Source organism: Singulisphaera photorubra (genome assembly GCF_045290345.1).
In the GTDB taxonomy this organism is placed as follows: domain Bacteria; phylum Planctomycetota; class Planctomycetia; order Isosphaerales; family Isosphaeraceae; genus Singulisphaera.
Map to the genome: position 1 here is coordinate 5,448,141 of NZ_CP155447.1, position 26,882 is coordinate 5,475,022.

The following is a 26,882-nucleotide window of genomic DNA, read 5'->3' on the forward strand; positions in this document are numbered from 1 at the left end:
GAGGAGCATGCCCTGCCTGTTTATCTTCTTTTGGGGATCGCGCTCACGAACCAGGCAGTTCTTACAAAGCGCTCCCCACCCATTGTACCACCGGTCCCAGGCGCTGGGATGCGCCGGCGGCCTCTCAACGAGCATTACCACTGTACGTGCTTGATCGGGTTGACGGCGAGGGATATCTTTGAAGGCTTCCGCACGCATGGGCCGTGGATCGAGCGGTCCTCCCGCCGCCGTGGTCATTCCCGAAAACGACGAGGAGCCAGAAGTCATGAATCGAAAGTGGATCGTTGCGATTGCCACCATGTTCTCGTTCAGCGCCTTGATTGTCGGACTCTCGATTGCCGACGAGGGTGGACCGCTGCATGAGGCGATGGAAAAAGTCAACGCCAAGAGCAACGCCATCAAGAAGGCCACCCGCACCAAGATTGCTTACGCCAAGGCCCAGAAAGACCTCCCGGCCCTGGCAGATGAGCTCATCAAGCTCTCCAAGGAAACGAAGGAGCTTGCCAAGGACGCGGTCAAGAAGGCCAAGAACGTGAAGGATGCCGAGAAGCAGTGGGGCGAACTGAGCGACGCGTTCACCAAGGAACTCGAGAAGTTCCACACCAAGGTGAGCGACTCCAATACCACCCAAGAGCAAGCCAAGTCGGCCTATAGCCCGGTGAGCCAGAGCTGCACCAAGTGCCACGACATCTTCCGCGTTGAGGAAGACGGCTTCTGATCCTGCGCAACGACTTCGACTCCTGAGCACCGCTCCATCCGACCCCGGCCTTCACGCAGACTTGCGGACGGCCGGGGCGTTCGCTTCCTCTGGGCCCGCCGTCGCGATGCGCTACCTCGACTTGACCTTGCCCGAAATCGCCAACAACCTGGCCCTCGACGAAGCCCTACTGGTCGCCGCCGAAGAGCGTGGGGCCGGTCCCTCCCTGAGAATCTGGGAATCACCGACCCTGGCCGTCGTGCTGGGGGCGTCGGGACGCCTTCACGAGGATGTCCTGATCGACGCCTGCCTGGCTGATGGCGTAGCCATCGCAAGGCGAGCGAGTGGCGGAGGGACCGTGGTCATCGGCCCAGGGGCCCTGAACGTGTCGGTCGTCCTGGCCGCCGACGTCGCCCCCGGCCTCACCGCCGTGGACGTGGCCCAACGGTTCGTCCTCGACCGCCTGGCCGACGCGATCCGGGCGCGGGGACCGGCCGTCGAGGTCCTCGGCTCGGGGGACCTGACCCTCAAGCTTCGCAAATTCTCGGGCAGCGCTCAGCGCCGGCTACGGAACCACTTTCTGATCCACGCAACGATCCTTTACGACTTTCCACTTCACCTGGTCCCCCGGTACACTGGACTCCCTCGCCGACAGCCCTCCTACCGTGGCCAACGTACGCATGAGGACTTCCTGACCAACGTCCCGCTCGCTCGTGAAAAACTGATCGAAGCCATCACCGGCGCCTGGTTGCCGGCCAATCATCCTCCCGAACTCGTGATTCCTCCTGAAGATCTGATTCAAGAACTCCTCGCCGCCAAGTTCGCCGATCCGGCCTGGATCAAGCGGTTATAGGAGTTTTATCAGCCTTCTTCAAATCTCGGCGAGAGTTCCGCCGAATGTATACCTGCGGCACCCAACTGAGTTTGCGAAACATCCGAATTTTTCCCTCAGTACGGCCTCAAATTGGCATGGATGTCAATCCGTTTGCCCAAAGTGCCTATACTGAGAAAAAGAGAACGGATAGGGGTTTGGGCCCGGGAACCTTTGGGTTATGCTGAGATCATGCGTGTCGTCGCGTTTTTCCGCGAGACCGACCATCGTCCTGGATTGCCAACTCGGCAACGGGTCAGGCCATGCGCCGGGCCCAACTAGGGATCTTTTCCAATGAATCGCTCGACGGTCGCGAACCGGTGGAATCTCGATCTTATCGAGGGTAACTACCAGCGCTGGCGGACCGACCCCGCCTCGGTTGATGAATCGTGGCGGCTCTTCTTCGAGGGCTACGAGCTCGGCCAATCCGGTAACGGAATGGACCGAGCCGACGTCGATCTGGATGCCGCGCGGGCTCAGGCCGCGGTCACCCGATTGATCGACGCCTACCGCGAAATCGGTCATTACCTGGCCGATCTCGACCCCTTGAAGCTCAACCCCGCTCGCGACTCGCACGAATTGCTCGACCTTGCCGCGTTCGGCCTCTCCTCGGCCGATCTCGATAAGCCCTTTTATAACAAACTCAGCGACCCCCCACACTCGACGCTTCGCGAACTGATCGCGGTCCTTCGCGAGACGTATTGCCGAAAAATCGGCGTCGAGTACATGCACATCCGCAACGTCGAAGTCCGTCGCTGGCTTCAGTCGCGAATGGAACCGAACCGCAACCGCCCGAATTTCGACCTGCGCAAAAAGCGGCGGATCGTTCTCAAGCTCAACGCTGCTGAGCTCTTTGAATCGTTCCTCCACAGCCACTACATCGGGCAGAAGCGATTCTCGCTCGAAGGGGGGGAGATGCTCATCCCCCTGCTCGACTCGATCATCGAGGGCTCCTCGAAGTTCGGGGTCCGCGAAATCGTCATGGGGATGCCCCACCGAGGACGGCTCAACGTCCTGGCCAATATCCTCAACAAGCCTTACGGCATGATCTTCAGCGAGTTCGAAGGGAACATGCCGGAGACCGTCGGGGGCGACGGTGACGTCAAGTATCACCTGGGCTTCTCGGCCGACCATGTCACCACCGACAAGCACTCGATCCACCTCTCGCTGACCCCCAACCCGAGCCACCTCGAGGCCGTTAACCCGGTCGTCGAAGGCCGAGTTCGCGCCAAGCAACGTCGATTCAAGGACCGCGACCGCAAGCTCGGCCTGCCGATCCTGATCCACGGCGACGCCGCGTTCGCCGGCCAAGGGCTCGTGCCCGAAACCCTGAATCTGTCGCAATTGCCCGGCTATCGGACCGGCGGCACGATTCACATCGTCGTGAACAACCAGATCGGCTTCACGACCGCCCCCAGCGAGGGACGTTCCACTCGCTATTGCACCGACGTGGCGAAGATGATCGAAGTGCCGATCTTCCACGTCAACGGTGAGGACCCCGAGGCCGTCGTGTACGTGGCCGAGCTCGCGCTCGAGTTCCGCGAGACGTTTGGCCAGGACGTCGTCATCGACATGGTCTGCTACCGCCGACACGGCCACAACGAAGGGGACGAGCCGGCGTTCACCCAGCCCTTGATGTACGGCAAGATCAAGGACCGGATGAGCATCCGCGAGCTCTATACCGAAACCCTCGTGATGACCGGCGAGCTCTCGACCGACGAGGCCGAAACCATCGCCGAGACCTTCCGCGACAAGATGGAAGAGGTCTACAAGGAGGTCCACGAAGGCCAGAGCACGCTCAAACCGTTGCAGCCCGGCTTCGGGTCGCATTGGCAAGGGTTCACTCCCCACTACTCGTTCGCTCCCACCGAAACGGGAATCCCGTACGAAACGCTCGCGCAGATGACCACGGCAATGGCGGTCGTCCCCTCCGGGTTCGCCGTTAACCCGAAGATCGAACGGATCTACGCGAATCGCGTCAAGACGATGGAAGCCAAGGGGGGGGTCGACTGGGCGTTCGCCGAGTCCTTGGCCTTCGGCTCGCTCCTGCTCGAAAACACCCCGGTACGGCTCAGTGGTCAGGACAGCCGCCGAGGCACGTTCAGCCAGAGGCATGCGGTCATCGTCGACGGACAGACCGGGGAGCGGTACGTACCGCTCAAAAACCTGGCGGCCGAACAGGCGGAGATCTGCATTTACGACAGTCTGCTCTCCGAGGCCGCCGTGCTCGGGTTCGACTACGGCTACTCGCTCGACGAACCCCACATGCTGATCCTCTGGGAGGCTCAGTTCGGCGACTTCGCCAACGGTGCACAGGTCATCATCGACCAGTTCATCGCCTCGGCCGAGTCAAAATGGGGACGCGCCAGCGGCCTGGTCATGCTCTTGCCTCACGGCTATGAAGGGCAAGGACCGGAGCACTCGAGCGCCCGGCTCGAACGTTTCCTCCAGCTCTGCGCTGAGGATAACATCCAGGTCGTGACCCCATCGACCCCCGCGCAGTATTTCCACATGCTCCGCCGGCAGGTCCGCCGCAATTTCCGCAAGCCCTTGATCGTGATGACGCCCAAGAGCCTGCTCCGTCACAAACTGGCCGTTTCGCCGGTGGATGAGCTCGTCTCGAATCGTTTCTACGAAGCCATCGACGATCCGGCCGCCGACCCCGACCGGGTTCGCCGGGTCGTGGTCTGTGGCGGCAAGGTCTACTACGACCTGATGGCCAAACGAGAAGAAGTCGGCAAGACGCGCGACGTTGCGATCATCCGGCTCGAGCAGCTCTACCCCTGGCCCGAAGAGGCCCTGAAGGCTGCGCTCTCGCGGTACACGAACGTCCGCGAGTGGGTCTGGGCCCAGGAAGAGTCGCAAAACATGGGGGCCTGGACGTTCGTCGCGCCTCGACTCCAGGAACTGATGGGGTTCCCGTTCCAGTACGTCGGTCGCGACGCCAGCGCCAGTCCCGCGACCGGTTCGCACTCGGTCCACGAGCGCGAGCAGAACGAACTGGTCGAGGCCGCGATCGGGTCGGCGATTCCTCACCTGGTCCACGCTCATCCCGTCCGCCCCGCCGTGGCCCTGTCGCTTAAGCAAGGAGTGAGCTGAGATGCCCGCCGTCGCCATTACCGTGCCGGGAGTCGGCGAGTCCATTACCGAAGGGATCCTGTCACGCTGGCTCAAGGCCGACGGTTCGGCCGTCAAAGCGGGCGAACCCTTGTTCGAGCTCGAGACCGACAAAGCGAATAACGTCGTGCCCGCCTCCGCCTCGGGCGTCCTGAAAATCAACGTTGCCGAAGGGGAGACCGTGGACATTGGGTCCACGGTCGGCACCATCGACCCCGAGGGCCAGCCCTCGGCCGCTATAGCCACCCCGAAGCAACCGGCCAATACCAAGGCCGCAACCGCTCCCCCCCAGGCCGCGGCTCCTGCCGCGACCAACGGAGGCGCGGAGGTGGCGCTCTCGCCGGCCGTGCGGCGGATCGTCGCCGAGGAGAACGTCGACCCCAGCCAGGTAGGTGGTACGGGCCGAGGGGGACGGATCACCAAGGGGGACGTCCTGGCTCATGTCGCCTCGACCCCAGGCGCTCCGGCTGCTCCGGCCGCCGCGCCGGCTGCGGCCGTGCCTCCGCCGTCGATCAGCAACGGGGCGACGACCTCATCGGGTCTGCCTCGCGAAACACGGAAGCGGATGTCCGGAATCCGTCAGAAGATCGCTCAGCGCCTGGTCGAGGCGCAGCAGACCGCGGCGATCCTGACGACGTTCAACGAGGCGGATATGTCGCGGGTCATGGACCTGCGGGCTCGTTACAAGGACACGTTCAAGACGAAGCACGGCGTGGCCCTCGGCTTCATGTCGTTCTTCCTCAAGGCGGCCGTCGAGGCCTTGAAAGCATTCCCGGCCGTCAACGGCCGGATCGACGGCAACGAGATCGTCCTTCACAACGCCTACGACATCGGCGTGGCCGTCAGCACCGAGCGCGGGCTGATGGTCCCGGTCATTCGTGATGCCGACCAGCTCACGTTCGCCGGGATCGAGAAGGCGATCGGCGCGTACGCCGTCAAGGCCCGCGAAGGGACGATGGCGGTCAGTGATCTCCAAGGTGGAACGTTCACGATCACCAACGGCGGCGTCTTCGGATCGCTCCTGTCGACTCCCATCCTGAATCCTCCGCAAAGCGGAATCCTCGGGATGCACTCGATCCAGAAACGGCCCGTGGCCGTCGATGACCAGGTCGTGATCCGCCCGATGATGTACCTGGCCCTCTCCTACGACCACCGGATCGTCGATGGTCGCGAGGCGGTCAGCTTCCTCGTTCGCATCAAAGAATGCATTGAGAATCCCGAACGGCTGATGCTGGAAATCTGAGGTTCGTCACGAAAAGCGGCGGGGGGTGAAGCCAAATCACCCCCCGCCGCTTCGTTTCGGCCCTCATCGTTTTTCCACGTCTCTCGGCTGCTACCTGCGAGTTAAGGAACGTTCATGGCTCCCGAGTCAAATCGCTACGACCTGGTTGTGATTGGTTCCGGCCCCGGGGGCTACGTGGCCGCGATCCGCGCTGCGCAGCTCGGGATGAAGGTGGCTTGCGTCGAGAAACGCGAGTCGCTGGGCGGGACCTGTTTGAACATCGGCTGCATTCCAAGCAAGGCGCTTTTGGATTCCAGCGAGCTCTACCACCTGGCGCAAACCAAGTTCGCCAAGCACGGAATCAAGGTCGATGCGATCGGGCTCGACCTCCCGGCGATGCTCGCCCGCAAGGACACGGTCGTCAAGAGCCTGACCGAAGGGATCAAGTTCCTGTTCAAGAAGAACAAGATCGAACCGGTCTTCGGCACCGCCCGTGTGACTTCGGGCGAGACAGTGGTCGTCCGCAACGCCGAGGGCGCTGAGACGACGCTAGAAACCAAGCATATCCTGCTCGCCACCGGAAGCGCTCCGGTCAACCTGCCGTTCATCCCGTTCAACGGCAAAACGATCGTCAGCTCGACCGAGGCCCTGACCTTCGACCGCGTCCCCGAACACCTGGTCGTGGTGGGCGGCGGTTACATCGGCCTGGAGCTCGGCTCGGTCTGGAAGCGGCTGGGCGCCAAGGTCACGGTCATCGAATTCCTCCCTCGGATCGTGCCGATGGCCGACCTCGAGGTGGGCACCTTGCTCCACAAGAGCCTGATCAAACAAGGCCTCGAATTCCACCTCGAGACCAAGGTCACAGGCGCGAAGGTCGAAGGGGACCGCGTCACCGTCACCGCCGAGACGAAAGACGGCCAGGTACTCACGGTCCCTTGCGACCGGGTCCTCGTCGCCGTCGGCCGCCGCCCGCACACCGAAGGCCTCGGCCTGGTCGAGGCGGGCGTCACCGTCGACCCCAAGACCGGCAAGGTCCCGATCGACGCCCACTACCGCACGAACGTGCCGACCATCTCGGCCATCGGCGACCTGGTGGACGGGCCGATGCTCGCCCACAAGGCGGAGGACGAAGGGGTCGCGTTCGCCGAGATCCTGGCCGGTAAGGCCGGGCATGTCGACTACAACACGATCCCGAGCGTGATCTACACCTGGCCCGAGATGGCGAGCGTCGGGATCACCGAGGAACAAGCCAAGGAGCAGAAGCTCGAATACAAGGTGGGCAAGTACCCGTTCCTCCCCAACGGCCGCGCCAAGGCGATGGACGAGTCCGAAGGACTCGTCAAGATCCTCGCCGACGCGAAGACCGACCGGGTCCTGGGCGTCCACATCTTCGGCCCCCGCGCTTCGGACCTGATCGCCGAGGCGGTCACGATCATGGAGTTTGCCGGCAGCGCCGAAGACATCGCCCGGATCTCCCACGCTCACCCCACCCTCTCCGAAGCCGTCCGCGAAGCTGCGATGGCCGTCGATCGCCGCGCCATCCACGGCTGAGTAAGCCAAGGCCCTGCCCCACTCTGCCCTCACAACCAACCCACGGATTTGCCGGAGCGCCGGCAACCCGTGGGTTTTCGTTGCGCGTCCTGAGCAGGAGGATTGTGAAGTCCTTAGGATCCTTTGTAGGGTAGGCTTTAGCTGCCGTCTTTTCGGGTTGCCGGCAGTTAATGCCTACACGACAAAGCAAGCATCGCTTCGCAGTCGGGTTGCCGGTGGCAAACGAAAATCCCTCGGGAATCACGACGCAGAGCCACGTCAGGGAGAGGGAGGTGCTTGATGGCGAAGCCGAGTCACAACCAGAAACGCAAGGCCAAGCTCAAGAAGCGTGCCGAGCGGTCTCGGAAGCACGAGTCTCTCGCCTACACGGGCCAGAAGTACAAGACCGACGAGAACGCGCCGATCTTCTTGCGTACGGAGATCGGCATCTACGAGTCGTATGTGATGTGCGACTTCAAGCTGACCGACGACGACGTCGAAGCGGCGATCGAACAACTCGTGATTCAGATGCGGGACGGGTCGCTCCCGCCGGAATCCGAGTCCGACGAGATGACCATCACCGAAGGGGGCGAGGAAGATCTGATCATCGCCAACATCCGACGGAACTGGCGATACCTGGACGAGGCCGGGGAGTTACCCGGACGGAACGACCTGATCGGGATCCTCCGAACAATCCTGAGTTCGATCGAGATCTGGCGTTCTCAGAGCTTGCATCCCCAGGGCTACCTCCATTTCATCGAAGGCTTCGTGAAAAAGTTGGGTGTCACCGTTCAACGGGTGATACCAGCCCCCAGGTCGCTCCCCAGGCTGGAGGAGTAGCCGCTCGTTGAGAACCGAAACCATCGACGACATGTCGATAACTATCGAACAACGGCTCCTGGTACTCTTTCTCCACACCAGTCCTGGGATGGCGGCGCCGGCCGCAATCCCAGGACTGGTCGGACAGGTCAAGCTACAATCAGGTCGAGCTCAACGTTTCAGTGGCGTGGCCGTTGGCGGCTGTGTCGGTGCGTCGAGAGTCGCGGGGATGGGGTTTGAGTGGTCGTCGTTGAGTCTGACGACCTCACCCCCAGCGCGGCTCAGAAGTGCCTTCAGCAATTGCGGGTTGATCTGCGTTGAGATGAAACGGACCGAACCATCAGCGAAGCCGGCATTGCCCCCCTCGTCGGTGAATCCGCCGAACTGGGGCATCGGCTTGGCTGGGTCATATTCGATATCCTCAGGTTTCGTCCAGGGAATCTCACGCTTCGCCTCAACGAACATGATCGTGTTCGAAGTCCCGTCAGTCACTTCGGCAATCTTTACCCCGGGGTGGCCCGGTGGGAAGAGCGTCGGCTCACCGGTCACCACGAAGTAGGCATTGTTGCCGGACTCGTCAGACGGGTGCCGATAGAGAGGGGGTATCTTCTCGATCAGCTTCCGATTCGAGACGCTATCCCACGGTTCGTTGAAGTTGTACTCCTTGAAAAGATCGTTCTGCTCGATGTAGGGCAGGATGGCAACCCGCCAGCTATAGGGGGGCTTGCCATCGGCGGGCCGGATGACGGCCGGGGGGAAGTGACCGTAGGTATCGGCATAGTTATGCATCGCCAGGAGAAGTTGCTTGAGATTGTTTTGGCTCTGAGCCCGTCGCGCGGCGGACCGTGATGCAGTTCCCGCCGTCAGGAACATCGGTACCACTGCGGACAGATCGCCATCACTGCTGGCATGGAGACTCACGACCCGGTCGCCCCCATCAACCTCGGTCCGTGTCCGCGCGTTGGCCAGAAGCTGCTCCGCCAAGCCGAACAGCCTGAGCGATGCTTCCCGCGTCGGGCCAGGCTGGGCGCGGACATCCCGCCGGAGGCCCGGTAGCGCGTTCTTAGCCAAGGTGATCATCGCCTGGAGCATCTCGCTGACTCGCTTCGTCCCCTCGTCCGAGGAGCAGGTCGCGACCAGGTCAACGCCAAACCCATTGTCCGAGTCGAGCCCAACAGCATAAGCCGTGGCTGATTCGAGGAGTGGGGGAAACAGGCCAATGATGCCGTCGGAAAGCGGCTCCGGCACCCCTGGCCCCATTTGAGCGAGCACCCAGATGGGGTCGAAGGCAAACGCGATCTGCCCCTTCTTCACACGCGACCAGGCACCGTCCCAGGGATGTCGGATCGGGCCACCCTTGCGGGAGGCGATGACCAGTTTGAGGGCATCCTCCGAACCAATGACGATCGTGCGATCGTCGGGTGTGAAAAACCCCGTGCCATTGGGAACCCCCATCGAACGTGTATAGGAGTTGCCGTCGAACTGGACCACCTCGGGGCTTTTCACAAACGACTTGGCGACGGCCTTCCAGTCCTGTGGCTTGGTCGAGTGCAAGATCACGGTCGTCGGAGGATTCGGCGCTCCAGGGATCCCGCCACCCTCCGGAGCGCGGAGGATGAGCACGGTCACACTCTCAATTTCGTCCACATTGAGCTTGAGCGAATCCGCCCACGGACTCTTCCGTGGGTCATTGAGCATGGCGGCGACCGGCTGGAATTCGGGCCGACGGAGGAGCTCGGCCGGCCGCCCGACAATGGCGATCATCGTGTTGACCGGGGCGTGCGAGAGGTCGAAGACATCCGTGCCGGCATCGACCGGTTCGACCTGAGCAACGGCTACCTCGGGTCGAGTCGTCTTCTGCTGGGCGAGCGCGGTCGTGGCGGGGCCGCGGATGCCTGCGACGAGCAGGCCGACGACCGCGAGTGCGGCGACGGTCAGGACGCGCCCGACCAGCGGGAGCGCGTTGTTTCGGAGCGGGTTCGGGTCGGCTTCACGAAGCATGTCGATCCTCCTGAGCAAGGTCCCACGGGTCGGAAGGAAAGGACGAGCAGGCCAGGCGGCCAGTGACGACTCGAGCGTGCCCGAACGTCGCAAAGCCATTCTGGCGAGGGCCTCGAGGTAAGGGCGATTGCCCCCCGAGAGACGGGCGCCCCAGGCGTCGGCCGCCAATTCCTGCTCCAGCCGGAGTCGGGCCGCCAGCCAGTGAGCGAGCGGGTGATAGGCGTGGACGGCCAGGCACCCCTGAGCCCAGAGTCCCAGCATGTAATCACCCCGGCGGATGTGCCCCAACTCGTGGGCCAGTACCGCCCGGCGTTCGTTCTCGTCCCAGTCTCGCCACTCCGGGGGCAGGAGCAGCACCGGTCGCCGCCAACCGATGGTGGCCGGCGTGGTCAGGTCGTTGGTCTCGCGGAGTTCGACAGAATGCGAGTAGCCAGCCTCGACCTGGAGTTGAGCCAATTCGTTGCACAACCGAGCATCGGAAATCGGTCGGCTACCGCGGCGGAGGAGCGTCACCGCCCTTAATGCCAGGCCAAGCCGAACGATCCCCAACCCAGATGCCACCAGCAAGACCATCGCGGCCCAGGCCGGCCACGCCCACCGGCTCTTCGCTTCGGGCGCTGTCAAGTTTTGTGCCCCAAGGGTTTGAAATTCTCGGGCAAATTCCCGAGCGAATTCAATGAACCGAGTGTCAGTCGCCTGGGGAGGGGGCGTTGCGACGGATCCCCTGCTCGCTTTCGCGGGGGGGCCGGCGGCAACAGCCACTCGCGGACTGGAGGAAGCGGTGGTATCGAACTCGATTGACCAGAACCGCGGCCAAGAAGTGAGCGAGGAAGCAGAGACAGCGACCAGGCCCAGCAGCGTCGTCATAGTGACGAGCACACCTGTCGCTGGCCCCCGCCGGCGGAGGATCAAGGCGAGCGCTACGCCAACGGCCGCGAGGACGGTGACTCGCACGCTCGCTTCGACAAAGAGGACTCCGAGGTTGTTCATGGTTTCCGTCCCTTCTTCGGCTTGGCCTTGGGGTCTTTCCCTTCATCGAGAATCGCGCGGAGCCGATCGCGTTCCCGCTCGCTCAGCCGCTCCTGCTCGAGCAGCCTGACGAGCAGGATCTCACGCGAGCCCCGGAAGACTCGATCGAGGACTTCTCCCAGAAGGCTCCGCGAGACCTCCTCATAAGACCGGGCCGCAACATAGAGGAAGGGGCGGTCGTCGTTCGTCTGGCGGAGGAACCCCTTATCGACCAAGATCCGGACGACCGTGGCGACCGTGGTGTAGGCAAGGTCAAGGCCGGACGCCGCCAGCGCATCGCGGATCTCGGCCGCAGTGGCAGGTGTCTCCCCTCGGTTCCAAAACAGGTGCATCAGTTGGAGCTCACGCTCGGTGAGCTCCTTGGCAGGCGGACGAGCCATCGGTTCGGTTCCTCCATTCCAGGCCGGACAAAGCCGTAGCGGCCGAGTCTCGACCGGCGCGGGATCACGACGGAAAGGTTGACGATCGAGTCGGCTCGACGCACTCGAGACCACAGCGATCGGCCGAGCCCCACGATATTTGGTTTACTAGATCTGGTTTTATCGTAATCAAACAACGACGAATGTCAATGGCACCCGCAAGCGGATCGGGACCGCTGTTCGTTCCTTGGTGATTGGCGAGGTTTGGCTTCCGTTCACCAGCCTTGGCACGGCCGTTCGGATCGCTCCAAAGGCTGCGGGCATGATATAAATAACGTGTCGTCGATCAGGGGCTGGCGATGGAATCGCCTTCACGCGACGCAGAATCAATACATCAGAACATGATTATTACAATCTCGAGCTGCAACGTCCCCAAGGGAAATGGCAGGATGGGGCATTCCCTCACCCCGTGGTCGGCGTCTACATTGGGATGATGCGTGGCAACCCAAGTGGGGAGCAGCCTTGTGAGCCCGTTCGTCGCAGACGACCCATCCTCAACCTCAAAGACGGACAAATGCGAAGCATCCCCGATCTTTCGGCACGGGACCTCAGGGCTTCCGATTAGTGACGAACCTACCGAGTCACTCAATTTCGAAGGCTGGGAAAAGTGATCGTGAAGCTGGATTTCAAGGAGAATATAAACGGGAGGGGGGGGCCTGGATGCGTAAGCGCGAGCCCCAGTGCCGGTCGAGGCAGGGGACCGGCGGGGAGGTTGATCCAAAATGAGAAATGACGACCGAGCATACCGCTACGGGGTGGCTCTGCTGTTGATCCTGATCGGTGGGTTGGTCGTCAACATCCCGATCGTCCGGGAAGGTATGGGGACGCCGGCCATCGTCGCCATCTTCCTCATCCTGCTCTCGGCCCTGTACGGCGGTCTGGGTCCAGGGCTGCTGACCACTGGTCTGATCGCACTCACGAGTTTGGGTGCCCCGCTCACGTCTTGGAGAGCAGTGCGTCTCGCCTTATTCGTTACGGGGGGCGTCTCGATCAGCCTACTGGCGGAAGCGCTGCACGCGGCCCGCCGACGGGCCGAGGAAAGTCGCCAAGCCCTCTCGGCCGTCCTGACCAGTATCGGCGATGCGGTGATCGCGACCGACAAGCTCGGCCGCGTGACCTTCGCCAATCCGGTCGCCAGCACCCTGACCGGGTGGTCCCCGGAGGAGACAGTGGGCCAACCCCTGGGGGAGATTTTCAGGATCACCCATGAGGAGACTCGTCGCCCGATCGCGAGTTCGGTGGCCAAGGTGCTCCGCGATGGTGTTGTCGTCGGATTGGCCAACCACACCCTCCTGATCGCTCGGGACGGAACCGAACGGCCGATCCATGACAGTGCCGCCCCGATCCGGGACGCTGGCGGCGAGATCCTTGGAGCGGTCCTGGTCTTCCGGGACGACACCGAGCGGCGCGATCATGAGCGGCAAATGCTCGAGGCCAGCCGCCGGAAGGACGAATTCCTGGCCATGCTAGCGCACGAACTGCGCAACCCGATGGGATCGATCAAGGCGGCGGTCGCCATGCTCGAGACTCCGGAAGCCGGGCGCCATCTCCCCTGGGTTCGCGGCGTCCTCAACCGGCAGATCGGCCAGCTCACGAGACTCCTTGATGACCTGCTGGATGTGGCGCGGATCACACGCGGCCAAATCGTCCTCCAAACCGAGCCCGTCGATGCCGATCTGGCGATCAGGCAGGCGATCGAATCCGCTCGTCCCTTGACCGAGGCGCGAGGTCACCGCGTCGACACCCAAATTACTCCCGAGCCGAAGCGAATTGAGGCCGATCGGGTGCGCTTGGAGCAAGTGCTGGTCAATCTCCTCGGCAACGCCGCCAAGTACACCCCAACGGGGGGACGCATCAAGGTCTCGTCTGCGCGTGAAGGAGCGGATGTCGTCATCCGGGTCGAGGACAACGGGATCGGCATCCCACCCGAGATGCTGCCGAAGATTTTCGATCTCTTCACCCAAGGCGAGCGTTCCTTGGCCCGAACGGAAGGAGGCCTGGGAGTCGGCCTGACGATCGTGAAAAGCCTCGTCGAACGGCATGGGGGAGCAGTCACAGTCCAGAGCCAAGGTCTCGGCCAAGGCAGTACCTTCACCGTGCGATTCCCGGCCCTTGAGGTGGAACTTCCCCCGGCCGACACCCCCCTGGCCTTCCCGGCCAAGGTCGACGCGACCCACAGAAAGGGAACACGAATCCTGATCGTCGATGACAACAAAGATCTTGCACAGAGCCTTGCTCGGCTGCTCCGACACGTCGGTCACGAAGTGAAAATGGCCTACGACGGTCCCGAAGGAATCGAGACCGCCCGCGTCTACGCCCCGGACGTGCTCCTCCTGGATATCGGCCTCCCCTGCCTGGATGGCTATGAGGTCGCGAGGCGGTTGCGGCGCGAGGAGAATTCCAAGCGGGCCCTCATCATTGCCATCTCGGGATACGGCCAGGAGGAAGACCAGCGCCTTTCTCGGGAAGCCGGAATCGACCACTATCTTGTTAAACCTGTAGACATCCACACGGTCGCCACTCTGATCAGTCAAACAGACCGTGTCCTCAGCTAAAACGAAGGCGGAAGACCAATTTCACGTGGATGACGATCGCCCTCACACTCAGGCCCTGACAAGGTGCCTGAGTCCGGAGCCGATTCGGCGGAGCAGCCCGCCGAGAAGCAGACAATCTTGTGCGGGGCCGTGGCCAGGTGAGGCCGATCCTCACTGCCGAATCACGTAATGGCCACACTGGGGACTCTTCCTCCCTAAGCTCAAAGCCGCTATCCTGGCTTGTCGAAGTTGGCCAGAGAGATCCCTCCGTCCGCGTTCTCCCCGCTGGCGCACCATCCCCCGACCAGAGCGATTCCCCCGATGGGCGCGACGGACCGATCCAAATTCTGTGTGATGTCCTTCCTCGAATACTTCATCAAAGGGGTATGGCTCCCCTTGCTCGGCCTCTACATGGGGAGCCGCTACCTGACCTTCTCCGGCTTTCAGCAAGCATGGATCTTCAACGCCTTCGCCATCGCCTCGGTCACGGGCATGTACTTCGGGGGGCAACTCGCCGACCGCAACGTGTCGCAGGAGAAGTTTCTGTCGGCCAGCCACCTGGTCGGTGGACTGGTGATGATGGGGCTGGCATTCATTATATCTTCGTTGATGAGCACTTCCCGAGCGACATCCGTACGAGTACTCCAGGGCTGTTTAACCTGATGATCCTGGGGATCTCCTCCTTCGTCTCCAACTTCCTCTGGGGTGGTCTAGTCGACGTCTTCTCGGTGAATTCCACCGTCGACGGATGGGTCCCCAAGGTGATCAACTATCATCACCTGTTCCTCGTGCCGTTCGGCATCTCGCTACTGGCCGCGATCCTCCTGGCCCTCTTCTTCCACTCGTCCGAAGCCGAGTCGAACACGCTCGACGCGAGGGACGAGCTGCGGTTGGCCACGAGTTGAACGAGGGAGTTCGCCTCTGAGACTTGCCCCAAAGGCCCCACCAACCCACGAGGATCCGTCCGCGCATGTTCACGATTGGGCTCACTGACCACCTCGAAGGGCCGCCGGATCGTCCCTCCAGGGAGATCTTTGCCGAAGTGACCGACCTGGTCCGCCGGGCCGATCGGCTCGGCGTGCGCTACGCCTGGTTCTCCGAGCACCACGCCCATGCGCACCAGGGCCACTTACCCACGCCCTTACTCTTGGCGCTGCACCTGGCCGGCCTGACTCAAGAGATTCGCCTGGGAACCGCGATCATCTGCCTCAACCTCCATCACCCGCTCGACGTCGCCGAGCAGGTGGCGGTCGCGGACGTACTCACGGCCGGCCGGATGGCGGTCGGGTTCGGCAGCGGGAGCACGCCCGAGGAGTCGGCCTTGTTCGGCTCCGCAGTGGCCGATGACCGGGAACGGCAAGCCCGCTTCGCGGAGGCATTACGCGTCATCCGCTCAGCCTGGAGCGGGGATTGGTCCGGGGACGCTCCGCACGCTTTCTCCGTGCCTCCGCACCGCTCGCTGCCGGTCCCCTCGGCAGACTTGCCCGGCCGCTGCTGGGTCGCGGTCAATAGCATCGGCTCGGCACGGATCGCCGGTGATCTTGGCTGGAACATGCTCTTTTCCCACCTGCGGACCCCCGAACAATATCGCGACTACTGCGCTGCTTATCGCACAGCGGGGGGCACAGGGCTCGTGGCGGCTAACCGCCCGGTCTTCGTCGGACCGGACGATGCCACCGCCTTCCGTTGCGCAGAGCCGGCATTGCGAACTCTCTGGCGGCGTTTCCGCCAGGAGGGGAAGATCCCCGCCGACACTCGGGAACCCGCCAATCCTGAGGAACTGTGCGCCCATCCGATCAACTTCATCGTCGGCGGCCCCGAGACGGTGGCGCGGCAGCTTCGCGAGTTGCACGAGCAGTCCCCGTTCGACGTGGCCAATGTCGAGGTCAGGTGGGCAGGACTCTCGCATGCCTTGGTCTGCGATAGCCTGCGACGATTACTGGAAGACGTGGTGCCGCGGCTCGACAACGACACTCCCTAACCGGGCCCCTCAGTCATGTCCTCTAGCAACCTCGCGCGGGCGATTGGAGCTGGCAGGGATTTCTTGCGAAAATGTCGTGCTGTTTCGCGTCGCAAGGTTCGTTATGATTTTCTTGGTGGTCACTTTCCTGAAGGGCCAGCGCAGCGATTGGACTTCTGGTTCCGGACAATTCGACATGAACACGAGTTGGAATTTCACAGACGACGAGAGCACCGAAGTCATCACCCTCGACCGCATCCTTCGTGGCGAATCGGAACTGCGGCTCGTTACCCATGACGACGACGACGGCTCCTGGCAATTCTTGGATGGCGAGCACGTTCTCGAGGAGAATGCCCTCGTGGTTGATCTGGGCGAGATGACTCAGTTTGACCCCACCCTTCTCGAACTCGCTGACCTGCCCCGAGGCAGTTACGCCTGGCGGGCCAGTCGCGATCACCCCTGGTCCAGAGCCGTTGGCGAGCCCCCACACACGCTCCCATAAAGGATGATTTTCGGCTCGAAGCGCCAAGGCCTTTCCCCATGCGGACGTGGACACGAAGCCAGCCGCCGAGTAGGTCAAGTCGAGCACGGCTTACGCTCGAGAATCGAGGTTCTCTCACTGACGGCTGACGGTCGCTACTTCGGAAACTCCGCTTGAAGAAAGGCCTTTCCCCCTGCAACCCTCAAACACCTTGGCTTAGCGCCAACCATTTTTCGAGGGACTCGCGAAACTCAAGGTCATCCGCATCAAAATCGGGTAACTCGGTCTCAACTTCAACACAGAATTTCAAGAACCTATAAATTGTTTTTGCTTGCTCTGCGTCGAACAGCCCCAGATTCCACAACTCGGACGAAGTGCAGCCTACCAGCATCCCACACAAATAATCAGAACCCAATTCAGGCACAAAAGGATACCGAAGTCTCCAGATCATGTAGGCGGGCAGATGGAAGCGAAACCCGTTGGAATCGAGAAAGACGAGTGGCCAGCCTGCCTCGAGTAACTCATCGGGCAAGTCCTGCCACCTCTCCTGAAAATCGAGTTTGCGCGCGGCGATTCGCTCCGCTTCGCCGCCGTAATCATCGAGCACTTGCGTTTCGTGCAGCGTCACGCCGCCATCGCGTTTCACCCCTTCAAAAGCTCGCCCGATATCGATGACAAGCTGATCCCGAAGGGAATTGATCGCGTCATCCGAATAGTATCGTTCCAAAATCTCGCGGATGGTTACCTCGTTTGCCGTCCGCATTTGCTTCCGATAAGCCGGAAACCGAGCAGCCACTCGCTGGAAAGCATCGGTAATCCGCGTTCTGAGCTCTTCCTCGTTCCGGCGCAAGGAAAACCTCCTTACAAGAGAGTTCGCTTCAGACAAGCGTCCTGCTGACATTCTTCCTTGACAGAGTCAACTCCCGCAAGGTTCAGGATGGACCGGGAGCAGCGGTCCAAGCGGTGAGTCTCGATCGTCGGGTCGCCCCCTCAGCGCATCGGCCTTTGTGGTTCAGATAGCTACGAATGCCGGATGTATGCTAGAAAAGCAGCTCGACATGCCGATTTCCAAGGCCGAAGCCGTTCGCCGCGCCCCCAATGAGCCATGGAAGCGAGCTCGCAGGTTCCACTCGCTCCGGCGAGCGCGGGAGGGTTCTCAACCCGAGAGGAGATCAACGGCCCCGGCCTTCTCGGAAAGTCGATCAACGGGTGTCGAGCTTGATGGTTGGGGCAGATTCCGTCTTGGAGGGCGGGACCAGATGGAACGGTGAGGGAGACGGACCATCCATGGCAACGATCGAGAGCGTGTTTGAACGGGCGAAGCAAGATCACCAGGGGGGACTCGTGGCGCAGGCGGAACAGGCGTATCGCCAGGTGCTCGGCGCCGACCCGTCATACGTCCCTGCCTGGTATCTCTTGGGAGTGGCCTGTCATGGCCTCGGCAATCTGACCGAGGCGTTAGGGGCGCTACAGCAGACGCTCAGACTCCAGCCCGATCATGCCGAAGCCCAGAATCACCTCGGGATCGTCTGGGCGCAGGCCGGATCGCTTGAGGAGGCCGTTCGCTGCTTCCAGCTCACGCTTCAAATCCAGCCGAACTCGCTCGACGCGTATAAAAACCTGGCCATCACATTCGAGCGTCTGGGACGGCTCGACGAGGCAATCGCCTGCGATCGTCGCGTGGTCGAGCTCAAGCCCCACCTGGTCGAAGCCCATCGGCACCTGGGGTCCCTCCTCCGCAGACAAGGGAGGTGGAACGAAGCGGTCACCGCGCTCGAGCAGGCGCTGCGCCTCAAGCCCGAACTCCCCGAGACCCTTAACGACCTGGGCCTCCTGCTCGAGATGACGGGCCAGTACGAGGCGGCCGTCGAGCGCTACCAGGCCGCCATTCGGCTCCGCCCCGAGTTCGTCAGCGTCTACAGCAACATGAGCGTGGCTCTCAAGCAGTTGGGGAGGCTCGACGAGGCGATCACGAGCGCCCGGGAAGCAGTTCGTCTGGCCCCGAGCTTCGCCGGAGCGCACAACAACCTCGGGGTCGTCCTCGAAAAAGAGGGGACGTGGGATGAGGCCCTGGGCTGCTTCCACGCAGCCCTCCGTCTCGACTCGAGATTCGTCGAGGCCTACTACAACCTGGGAAGCGTGCTCTCCCGATTAGGACGCTTCGACGAGGCGGAATCGACCTGTCGGCAAGCGATCACCCTCAATCCAAACTCGGCGGAGGCCCACCATAACCTCGCGTTTGCGCTCAGCGAGCGGGGACAGCTGACCGAGGCGGAGGCGAACTACCGCCGGGCCATCGAGATCAGACCCGAATTCGTCGACCCCTATGTCAACTTGACGAGCGTTCTCGGCAAGTTCGGGAAGCTCGACGAGGCCGAGGCGTGCAGTCGAGAAGCGGTCCGGCTCGACCCGAATCGGTCCGAGGCGCTCGTCAATCTCGGCTTCGTCCTCGTGGAGAAAGGACATATCGCCGAGGCCCTGGCAGCTTACCGCGAGGCGGAACGCGTTGATCCCAACTCCCGGCCGGTTCAAAGCAGTTATCTCTATGGTTTGAACTACGACCCGGAGGCTGATCCCGAGACCCTGCTCGCCGAGCACTGCCGCTGGGGCCTACGCCAGCAGGAGGATGTCCCCGCGATCGACCTGAGCCCTTCTCACGATCGAGGGCGGGAGCGTCCGCTCCGGGTCGGCTACGTCTCGGCTGACTTTCGAGTCCATCCGGTCGCCTATTTCCTCAGGCACATCCTGACGCATCACGATCGCCACCAGGTCGAACCGCACTGTTACTCCGAAGTCACCGCGCCCGACGCCATGACCGCACAGCTCGAGACACTATCGGACGCTTGGAGACCAATCTACGGAATGACGGATGAACAGGTGGCCGACCTCGTCCAGCGCGATCGGCTCGACATTCTCGTCGATCTCTCCGGTCACACCGCACGCCATCGCATGGGCCTCTTTGCCCATAAACCGGCGCCGATCCAGGTAACCTATCTCGGCTACCCGAACACGACCGGCCTCGCCACCATCGACTATTTGCTCACCGACCCCATCACCGACCCGCCCGACGATCCCACCTGGTCGAGCGAGATACCATATCACTTGCCCGACGTCTTCTGTTGCTACTCTCCTCCGGAAGAAGCCCCCGAAGTCAACCCACTCCCGGCTTTACGGGCCACGGGCGTCACGTTTGGGTCGCTTCATAAGCTCCCGAAGTTGAATTCGCGAGTCCTCGAGCTCTGGGCCGAACTGCTTAGGTCAATTCCCACAGCGCGGCTGCTCCTCTATCGCAACAACCTGCGAGGACAGCGTCAGAAGGAGATCCTATCCTTCTTCGAGACGCAGGGAATTGCCGCGGACCGTCTCGAACTCCGGAACATCGTGGCCGGAGGAGGTAGTCACTACCAGGTATATCAGGATATCGACATTTCTCTCGACGTGTTTCCCTGGAGCGGACACACGACCGCCTGCGAGTCGATCTGGATGGGAGTGCCGATCGTCACGATCCGAGGGAATCGCCACGCAGGGCGGATGACGGCGAGCGTCTTGACCTGCCTCGGTCTCAGCGACTGGATCGCGGAAACACCTCAGCAGTATCTCGCCATCGCCCAGCAGTTCGCGAGCGAACGTGATCGCCTGGCCGAGCTTCGTCGCACCATGCGTGCCAGAATGACCGAATCGCCGATGGGCGACGGCCGGACCTGGACGCAGAACCTCGAGAAAGCCTACCGAACGATGTGGCACCGATGGTGCGACGCGGCAGGCTAATCCCACATACCGAGGGATCAACGAGCTTCTGAGGCCCGGGGAAGATGGTCAAAATTTCACTCTTCGATCACCGGTTGATCGATGGCTACGCCCCATTTTTTCAATGCCGCCCTGGCGCGGGCTCGGACCAGATAATAGTCGGTCCGTTGCCCTCGCTCGTTGACTTGCAACATGCGGAAATCATCGAGTAGGAGCGTCTTGAGAAGAGCGATGTTCTTGTCCGATTTGAACTGCCCCAGCGCCTGCGGAGCGAGACAGCGATACTCCTCGGAGGTGGACTTCGCCCATTTCCCGCCGAGCTCCTCGAGCCGCGCATCGACCGGGACTCTGACGAGAACCCAGCGATACCCACTGAACGGCATCGCCTTGAGGGTGGTCATGAAGGCGCTCGAAGGCGGAGGTTCGAGTCGCAGCCGGACAGGGCTTTTTCCGCCCGCCAAGCGGACACTCGCCCCACGTCGCGCCGCTGTGAGGATGTCCTCTCGGGACGTGAGCCATTGAAAATCCATGGTCGTCACGCCCTGAGCACTGCCATCGAGCTCGATCACCGACTCTTCGGAGCGCGGTCGAAGGATCGGCGGGGTGTATGAAGTCGGTTGATGCCCAGCCTCACTCCGCAGGCTAAAGAGAAGTTCCGTTCGCCCTTCCTTCCAGGTCTTGGAGCGGGGAGGGAGATTATGGAAATGAAGCACCATTTCTTGGGCCTTCGGCCCTTTGAGGGTCTCTGTTACGTGGATCTTGATCTCGAACCAATCATTGGACCGAGGCTCACGTTGCACAACTGGAAAACCACTCGAACTGGCCGGAGGACCTGGGGACTCTACGGGGCGAATCTCGGTAATCACCCCGCAAACGACGACATCTGAATCGAGCGTGATTAGCTCAATGCTCTCGTAATAGCTTGGCCTGGCGACCGCCCGATGGAGGGGAAACGCAAGCCAGAGACTGGCCATCAAGATGAGCACCAAGTTCCTGGTCAGCTCCCTCATCATGAGTCCTCCGTTTCGGGGGCGAGCCACGAATGCTTGAGTCAGGGATCGGCATGCCCGAATCGCGCATCCGACGGATCGAACATTCGTGGATGACCGCAATGGACTCGAAATCCTGGCGCTTGTCCAGATGAGTGCTGTGAGCCCATGTTCTGTCGCGGAGGTCGCCGTTGCACTCTTGTAGGCCAGGCTTCCGGCTGCCCCAACCTTGAGAGGCGGCGGGTCAAGGCCGACCCGACAAGGCTGAAACAGAGACGGGCCGGCCGGGCTCCTTGAAAAGAGCTCGGCCGGCCCGACATGAAATTCTAACGGCGGACCAACGATGTGATCCGCCTTGAGCTTTCCGTCATCCCAATCAAATATGAACCGATGCGCCCAGCCCTTGGGCGGCCGCTTCCATCACGGCTTCGGAGTAGGTGGGGTGAGGGTGCATGGCCTGGATGATCTCGTCCTCGGTCGCCTCGAGCTTCTTCGCCATCACGAGTTCGGCGATCAACTCAGTCGCCTGCGAACCGAGCAGGTGAGCACCGAGCAGCTCGCCGTGCTTGGCGTCGAAGACGAGCTTGACGAACCCTTCGGTCTCGTCGGAGGCCACAGCGCGGCCACTGGCGAAGAACGGGAAGCGGCCGACCCGAACTTCGTGACCCGCTTCACGAGCTGCCTTCTCGGTCAGGCCGACGCTCGCCACCCCTGGATCGGTGTAGGTACAGCCCGGGACATTCGTGTAGTCGACCGTATGGTCGGCATGGCCGCAGAGCCGTTCGATGCAGCAGATCGCTTCGTGGTGGGCAACGTGGGCCAACCAAGGGGGGCCGATGATGTCGCCCACCGCGTAGATGCCTTTGACGTTGGTCTGGTAGCCGTTCTTGGGGTCGACCTTGATGTGGTTCTTGAAAAGCTCGACCTTCAAGCTGTCGGCAAAGAGATTCTCGACGTTGCCAAGCACACCGATCGAGACGAGCATGGTCTCGGCCTCGATGACTTCCTTGCCCTTGGGGGTCTCGACCTCGACTTTGACGCCGTTGGCGGTCTTCTCGACCTTACCGGTCTTCGAGCTGGTGTGGAACGTCAGCCCGCGCTTGGTCAGGCTTTCGCGAAGGCCCTGGGAGACCTCTTCGTCCTCGCCCGGCAAGATTCGATCCAACAGCTCAACGACCGTCACCTTGGTGCCGATCGCGTTGTAGAAGTAGCCGAACTCGAGGCCGATCGGCCCGGCGCCGATGATCAGCATCGACTTGGGCTGCTTGGGAAGGCTCATCGCCTCTTTGTACGAGAGGATCGTCTTGCCGTCGAACTCGGCTCCCGGCAATGGGCGAGGACGAACCCCAGTTGAGACCACGATCGACTCGGCCGTGATCTTCTCGTCGCCAACCTGCACCGTGTTGGGCGCGATCACCTTGGCGGTGCCCAGCTTGGACGCCACTTTATATTTACGGAAAAGGCCTTCAATACCCTTGTTCAGCTTGCTGGCAACGCCTCGACTGCGTGCGATCATCTGCGAGAAGTCCCAGGTGGCCTCCCCGCTGTAACCGAACGTCTTGCCGTGATTCTTGATGAGGTCGACGAGGTGCGCGTTCGTCAGCAGCGCCTTGGTCGGGATGCAGCCCCAGTTCAGGCAGATCCCTCCCAGCTTGTCGCGTTCCACGCAGAGGACCCGCTTTTTAAGCTGCGCGGCCCGAATCGCCGCCGCATAGCCCGCCGGACCACCACCGATCACCACAATGTCGTAGTCGTATGCCATGAAAACCTTCGAGGGAAAACGAGCGGCTCCCGATCATGCGTGTGAGCCACGCCATTCTCCCCGGAGGGAAACGACGTGGCTCGCGCGCCCGACAGAGATCGATCTGGGTCTTAGAGGAGCATCGACGCTGGTTCTTCGAGGAAACCCTTCAGCGTCCGGAGGAACTCGGCGGCCAAGGCGCCATCCACCGCGCGGTGGTCGGCGGTGAGGGTCACGGTCATGACCGTGCCAATCACCAGCGAATCCCCCTGAACGACGGGCCTCTTCTCAGCGGCCCCAACGGCCAAAATGGCGACTTCGGGAAGATTCAGGATGGCATCGAACTGGCGAACGCCATACATCCCCAGGTTGCTGATCGTGAACGTTCCGCCGCTCATCTGTTCGGGTGAGAGCTTGTTGCTCCGAGCAGCCTGCACGAGCGCGTCACTTCCGAGCCGGACTTCGCGAAGACCGAGCGTGTCGGCATTGCGAAGCACGGGAACGATCAGGCCCCCGTCGAGCGCGACGGCGATCCCGACATTGACCTCGCCATGGCGAACGATGGCATCGGGCTCGTACGAGGCATTGACGCCAGGGTGGCGGCGGAGAGCCAGAGCGACTCCCTTGGTGACGAAGTCGCCGAGGGAGAGCTTGATCTTCTCGGAAGCGAGCTGCTTGTTCAACTGCTCGCGGATCGCCACGAGGGCGTCGGCCCGGATATCCACGGTGACGTGAATTTCGGGGGCAACCTTCTTGGCCTCGACCATCCGCTGTGCGATCGTCTTGCGCATCCTCGTGTGAGGAATCCGCTCGGCGGCCAGCGATCGGGTCGGGGCAGTGGGCCGCGGCGCGGACGAGGCGGCTGAACCGCGCGTCTTGAGGAACAGCTCGACGTCATTCCGGACCACCCGGCCGCCTGGTCCGCTCCCGGGGACACTCCCGAGGTCGACCTGCGATGCGGCCGCGATCTTCCGTGCCAGCGGGCTCGACTTGATCCGGCCACCATGGCTTGCGCTCCCCTGAGCAGCAACAGCCACGGTCTCGTTCGTTTCGTGAGCGTCCTGACCATTGCTGCCCGCGCCATGCGTCTCGGACTGATCCGAGCCGTTGGCCGCGGCTTGGGGCTTGGACGCGCCGGCAGTCTTCTTGGCTCCCAACTCGGCCGCGACCTGCTTCGCGTCTTCCCCCTTACGGGCGAGGACCAAAACGCGATCGCCAAGCTGGATCTCGTCACCGACGGCATGGTCGAGAAGCGCGACGACTCCGTCGTCGAACGCCTTCATCGGCATGGTCGCCTTGTCGGTCTCGATGTCGGCCAGAAGATCACCTTCTTTGACCTGGTCGCCGACCTTGACCAGCCACTGGCTGAGGACCCCGCTCTCCATCGTGGGGCTGAGCTTGGGCATCGTCACTTCGATGGGCACAGGATGATCTCCCCGGCTGTCGCCGTCGTCGCAATTTCGAGAATCAGATGGGCGAGATCGATCGGATCGCCCTGGATCGGTTCGGGCATGCCGTAGAAACAGGCCCGCCGCAATATTAGTATTATGGGGTGCGGTTCAATGAGGGACCGGGTTCTCGGCCGGTCTGAGCGGCCGAGAACCGGTCGAATCACTTCTTGTAGAGCACGTCGTTGACCTGGTCCACGATCCGCGCAACCGTTGGCAGCATCGAAGCTTCCAGCGCTCGGTTGTAGGGGATGGGTGCGTCTTTCGTAAAGACGCGGCGGATCGGGGCGTCCAGTTCGTCAAAGGCGACCTGCATGATCCGGTCGGAAATTCCCGCACCCAGACCGCAGTAGGGCCAATCTTCCTCGACAATCACGGCGCGGTGGGTCTTGCGGACCGAGCCGAGCAGCGTATCCAAGTCGAGCGGGCGGATCGTCCGGAGGTCGATGACTTCGGCGTCGATCCCGTCCTCGGCCAGCTTCTCGGCGGCCGCGAGGGTCGTCTTGAGCGATCGAGAGTAAGTGATCAACGTCACGTCGGACCCAGGCCGCTTGATGTCCGCCTTGCCGATCGGGACCAGGTGCTCCCCTTCCGGGACCTCACCCTTGTCGCCGTAGAGGTTCTCATGCTCGATGAAGACGACCGGGTCGTCCGACCGGATCGCGCTCTTGAGCAGCCCCTTGGCATCGGCGGGGGTAGCCGGCATGACCACGATCAAGCCCGGGATTTGAGCATACCAGGCTTCGAGCCGGTGCGAGTGCGTCGCCGCCAGGCAGCCGGCCATGCCCGAGCTTCCTCGAAAGACGATCGGCACGGCGAACTGGCCACCGCTCATGTAGCGCATGTTGGCGGCATTGTTGACGATCTGGTCGATCGCCACGAGGCTGAAGCTGAACGTCATGAATTCGATGATCGGCCGGAGCCCAACCATCGCAGCCCCGATCCCGATACCGGAGAAGCCCCCCTCCGAGATCGGCGCGTCCACGACCCGGCGGGCCCCGAACTTCTTGAGCATGCCCTGGCTGACCTTGTACGCACCGTCGTACTGGGCGACCTCTTCTCCCATCAGGAAGACGCGGTCATCCCGCTCCATTTCCTCGGTCATCGCCTGGTTCAGGGCTTCGCGATAGGCAAGAACGGACATGGTCACTCCTGAGGGATGAACGGGGCCACGGTCACGTCCTGATAGAGCGCGTCGGCCGTCGGCTCTTCACTCTGCTCGGCGAACTCGATGCTCGCGTCGATCTCGTGCTTGACTTCCTCGGCAATCCGGTCAATCGTTTCGTCGTCGATCCAGCCGCGCTCCTTGAGCACGTTCTGGTAAACGAGAATCGGGTCGTTCCGGTGCGCCTCGTCGAGTTCTTCCTTGAGCCGATACTTGGCCGGGTCGCTAATCGAGTGGCCTTTATAACGGTAGGTCTGCGCGTCGATGAACGTCGGTCCCTCGCCGGCCCGGGCGCGGTCGACAGCCTCGAGGGTGGTCTTGGCCATCAACTCGATGTCGTTGCCGTTGATCGAGATCCCGGGGATCCCGTAGGCGGTCCCGCCTCGGATCGTCAGGTCGGTCACCGCCGACGATCGCTCCAGCGACGTGCCCATCGCGTAGCCGTTGTTCTCAACGATGTAGATGACGGGGAGCTTCCACAAGGAGGCCATGTTGAGCGCCTCGTGGAAGGCGCCCTGGTTGATCGCACCGTCGCCAAAGTAGCAAAGGGTCACCTGGTCGCCGCCCCGATACTGGGACGCAAACGCAAACCCGGCGGCCAACGGAACGTGGCTGCCGACGATCGCGTGACCACCCATGAAGCCCTTCTCGGCATCGAAGAAGTGCATCGAGCCGCCCTTGCCGCGTGAGCAGCCGGTGGCCTTGCCGAGCAACTCGGCCATCGCCGCGTTGGCCGTCATCCCGCGAGCCAGGGCATGGCCGTGATCGCGGTACGCGGTGATGATATAGTCATCCTCGCGGAGCACCCCGATCGAACCGACGGCCACCGGCTCCTGACCGCTGTACTGATGGAAGAAGCCACCGATCTTCTGCCGCTGGTACATCATCTCCGCCCGTTCCTCGAACCGGCGGATCGTCATCATCTGCCGCAGCCAACCAAGCGCCTGGTTTCGGCTGACCACGGGCTTGGTTTCGGTCTGCAACTGGGACATGTCGTACGACTCCTGATTGGATCGGAGGCCGGGCGGTTGCCAGGGAACATCGCAAATCGGCGCGGCAACGCGAGGCGGTATCGACTCGACGCCGGGATCGAGGGGGTTTGAGGACCACCC

General features: G+C 62.3%; 20 protein-coding genes. 12 read left to right on the plus strand and 8 right to left on the minus strand.

Translation table 11 applies throughout. The features are described from left to right. The first annotated feature begins 265 nt into the window (after window positions 1-265). The 6 genes from V5E97_RS20610 to V5E97_RS20635 all read left to right on the plus strand — a co-directional run bounded on the left by V5E97_RS20610 (window position 266) and on the right by V5E97_RS20635 (window position 8,277). Window positions 266-718 (plus strand): cytochrome c, encoded by a 453-nt coding sequence (locus V5E97_RS20610; RefSeq protein WP_406693401.1) that lies wholly within the window; start codon window positions 266-268, stop codon window positions 716-718. Next, window positions 699-1,550, plus strand: a complete 852-nt coding sequence (locus tag V5E97_RS20615; protein ID WP_406693402.1) for a lipoate--protein ligase family protein — start codon at window positions 699-701, stop codon at window positions 1,548-1,550. The genes V5E97_RS20610 and V5E97_RS20615 overlap by 20 nt, the downstream gene beginning before the upstream one ends. A 312-nt stretch (window positions 1,551-1,862) precedes the next feature. After that, a complete protein-coding gene (locus V5E97_RS20620; protein ID WP_406693403.1) occupies window positions 1,863-4,667 on the plus strand; it encodes a 2-oxoglutarate dehydrogenase E1 component in 2,805 nt (934 codons plus the stop codon). A 1-nt stretch (window position 4,668) separates the two neighbouring features. Next, the gene (gene odhB / locus V5E97_RS20625; protein ID WP_406693404.1) at window positions 4,669-5,928 is read left to right on the plus strand and encodes a 2-oxoglutarate dehydrogenase complex dihydrolipoyllysine-residue succinyltransferase; all 1,260 of its coding nucleotides are present in this window, start codon (window positions 4,669-4,671) and stop codon (window positions 5,926-5,928) included. Window positions 5,929-6,042: 114 nt separating this feature from the next. Further along, window positions 6,043-7,458: a dihydrolipoyl dehydrogenase gene (gene lpdA / locus V5E97_RS20630; RefSeq protein ID WP_406693405.1), complete on the plus strand. Its 1,416-nt coding sequence runs from the start codon at window positions 6,043-6,045 to the stop codon at window positions 7,456-7,458. 279 nt (window positions 7,459-7,737) lie between these two features. Beyond that, the gene (locus V5E97_RS20635; RefSeq protein WP_406693406.1) at window positions 7,738-8,277 is read left to right on the plus strand and encodes a hypothetical protein; all 540 of its coding nucleotides are present in this window, start codon (window positions 7,738-7,740) and stop codon (window positions 8,275-8,277) included. Window positions 8,278-8,427: 150 nt separating this feature from the next. On the opposite strand, the gene V5E97_RS20640 is transcribed toward V5E97_RS20635, so the two are convergent. Beyond that, the gene (locus V5E97_RS20640) at window positions 8,428-11,247 is read right to left on the minus strand and encodes a M56 family metallopeptidase (protein WP_406693407.1); all 2,820 of its coding nucleotides are present in this window, start codon (window positions 11,245-11,247) and stop codon (window positions 8,428-8,430) included. Then, window positions 11,244-11,666, minus strand: a complete 423-nt coding sequence (locus V5E97_RS20645; RefSeq protein ID WP_406693408.1) for a BlaI/MecI/CopY family transcriptional regulator — start codon at window positions 11,664-11,666, stop codon at window positions 11,244-11,246. The genes V5E97_RS20640 and V5E97_RS20645 overlap by 4 nt, the downstream gene beginning before the upstream one ends. Before the next feature lie 761 nt (window positions 11,667-12,427). On the opposite strand from V5E97_RS20645, the gene V5E97_RS20650 reads away from it, so the two are divergent. The 5 genes from V5E97_RS20650 to V5E97_RS20670 all read left to right on the plus strand — a co-directional run bounded on the left by V5E97_RS20650 (window position 12,428) and on the right by V5E97_RS20670 (window position 16,701). Beyond that, entirely contained in the window at window positions 12,428-14,260 is a 1,833-nt protein-coding gene (locus V5E97_RS20650) for a hybrid sensor histidine kinase/response regulator (protein ID WP_406693409.1), read from the plus strand. Window positions 14,261-14,560: 300 nt separating this feature from the next. Next, window positions 14,561-14,902, plus strand: coding sequence for an MFS transporter (locus V5E97_RS20655; protein ID WP_406693410.1), 342 nt, complete (start codon window positions 14,561-14,563; stop codon window positions 14,900-14,902). Then, window positions 14,890-15,144: a hypothetical protein gene (locus V5E97_RS20660; RefSeq protein WP_406701191.1), complete on the plus strand. Its 255-nt coding sequence runs from the start codon at window positions 14,890-14,892 to the stop codon at window positions 15,142-15,144. Before V5E97_RS20655 ends, V5E97_RS20660 begins: the two co-directional genes overlap by 13 nt. A gap of 65 nt (window positions 15,145-15,209) precedes the next feature. Further along, complete coding sequence (locus V5E97_RS20665; RefSeq protein WP_406693411.1) at window positions 15,210-16,220, plus strand: LLM class flavin-dependent oxidoreductase; 1,011 nt, start codon at window positions 15,210-15,212, stop codon at window positions 16,218-16,220. Between the two features lie 175 nt (window positions 16,221-16,395). Continuing rightward, window positions 16,396-16,701 carry a hypothetical protein gene (locus V5E97_RS20670; protein WP_406693412.1) on the plus strand — a complete coding sequence of 102 codons (306 nt, stop codon included), beginning with the start codon at window positions 16,396-16,398 and terminating at the stop codon, window positions 16,699-16,701. Between the two features lie 181 nt (window positions 16,702-16,882). Here V5E97_RS20670 and V5E97_RS20675 read toward each other — a convergent pair whose 3' ends face one another. After that, window positions 16,883-17,530: a DUF6714 family protein gene (locus V5E97_RS20675; RefSeq protein ID WP_406693413.1), complete on the minus strand. Its 648-nt coding sequence runs from the start codon at window positions 17,528-17,530 to the stop codon at window positions 16,883-16,885. Between the two features lie 437 nt (window positions 17,531-17,967). On the opposite strand from V5E97_RS20675, the gene V5E97_RS20680 reads away from it, so the two are divergent. Then, entirely contained in the window at window positions 17,968-20,448 is a 2,481-nt protein-coding gene (locus V5E97_RS20680; protein WP_406693414.1) for a tetratricopeptide repeat protein, read from the plus strand. Window positions 20,449-20,504: 56 nt separating this feature from the next. Here V5E97_RS20680 and V5E97_RS20685 read toward each other — a convergent pair whose 3' ends face one another. From V5E97_RS20685 to pdhA, 5 genes are all read right to left on the minus strand, one after another. Continuing rightward, window positions 20,505-21,440, minus strand: coding sequence for a hypothetical protein (locus V5E97_RS20685; RefSeq protein ID WP_406693415.1), 936 nt, complete (start codon window positions 21,438-21,440; stop codon window positions 20,505-20,507). Window positions 21,441-21,792: 352 nt separating this feature from the next. Further along, entirely contained in the window at window positions 21,793-23,178 is a 1,386-nt protein-coding gene (gene lpdA, locus V5E97_RS20690; RefSeq protein ID WP_406693416.1) for a dihydrolipoyl dehydrogenase, read from the minus strand. A gap of 110 nt (window positions 23,179-23,288) precedes the next feature. After that, the gene (locus tag V5E97_RS20695; protein ID WP_406693417.1) at window positions 23,289-24,581 is read right to left on the minus strand and encodes a dihydrolipoamide acetyltransferase family protein; all 1,293 of its coding nucleotides are present in this window, start codon (window positions 24,579-24,581) and stop codon (window positions 23,289-23,291) included. A 187-nt stretch (window positions 24,582-24,768) separates the two neighbouring features. Beyond that, the gene (locus V5E97_RS20700; protein ID WP_406693418.1) at window positions 24,769-25,749 is read right to left on the minus strand and encodes a pyruvate dehydrogenase complex E1 component subunit beta; all 981 of its coding nucleotides are present in this window, start codon (window positions 25,747-25,749) and stop codon (window positions 24,769-24,771) included. A gap of 2 nt (window positions 25,750-25,751) precedes the next feature. Then, window positions 25,752-26,762 (minus strand): pyruvate dehydrogenase (acetyl-transferring) E1 component subunit alpha, encoded by a 1,011-nt coding sequence (gene pdhA, locus V5E97_RS20705; protein WP_406693419.1) that lies wholly within the window; start codon window positions 26,760-26,762, stop codon window positions 25,752-25,754. Between the last annotated feature and the right edge of the window lie 120 nt (window positions 26,763-26,882).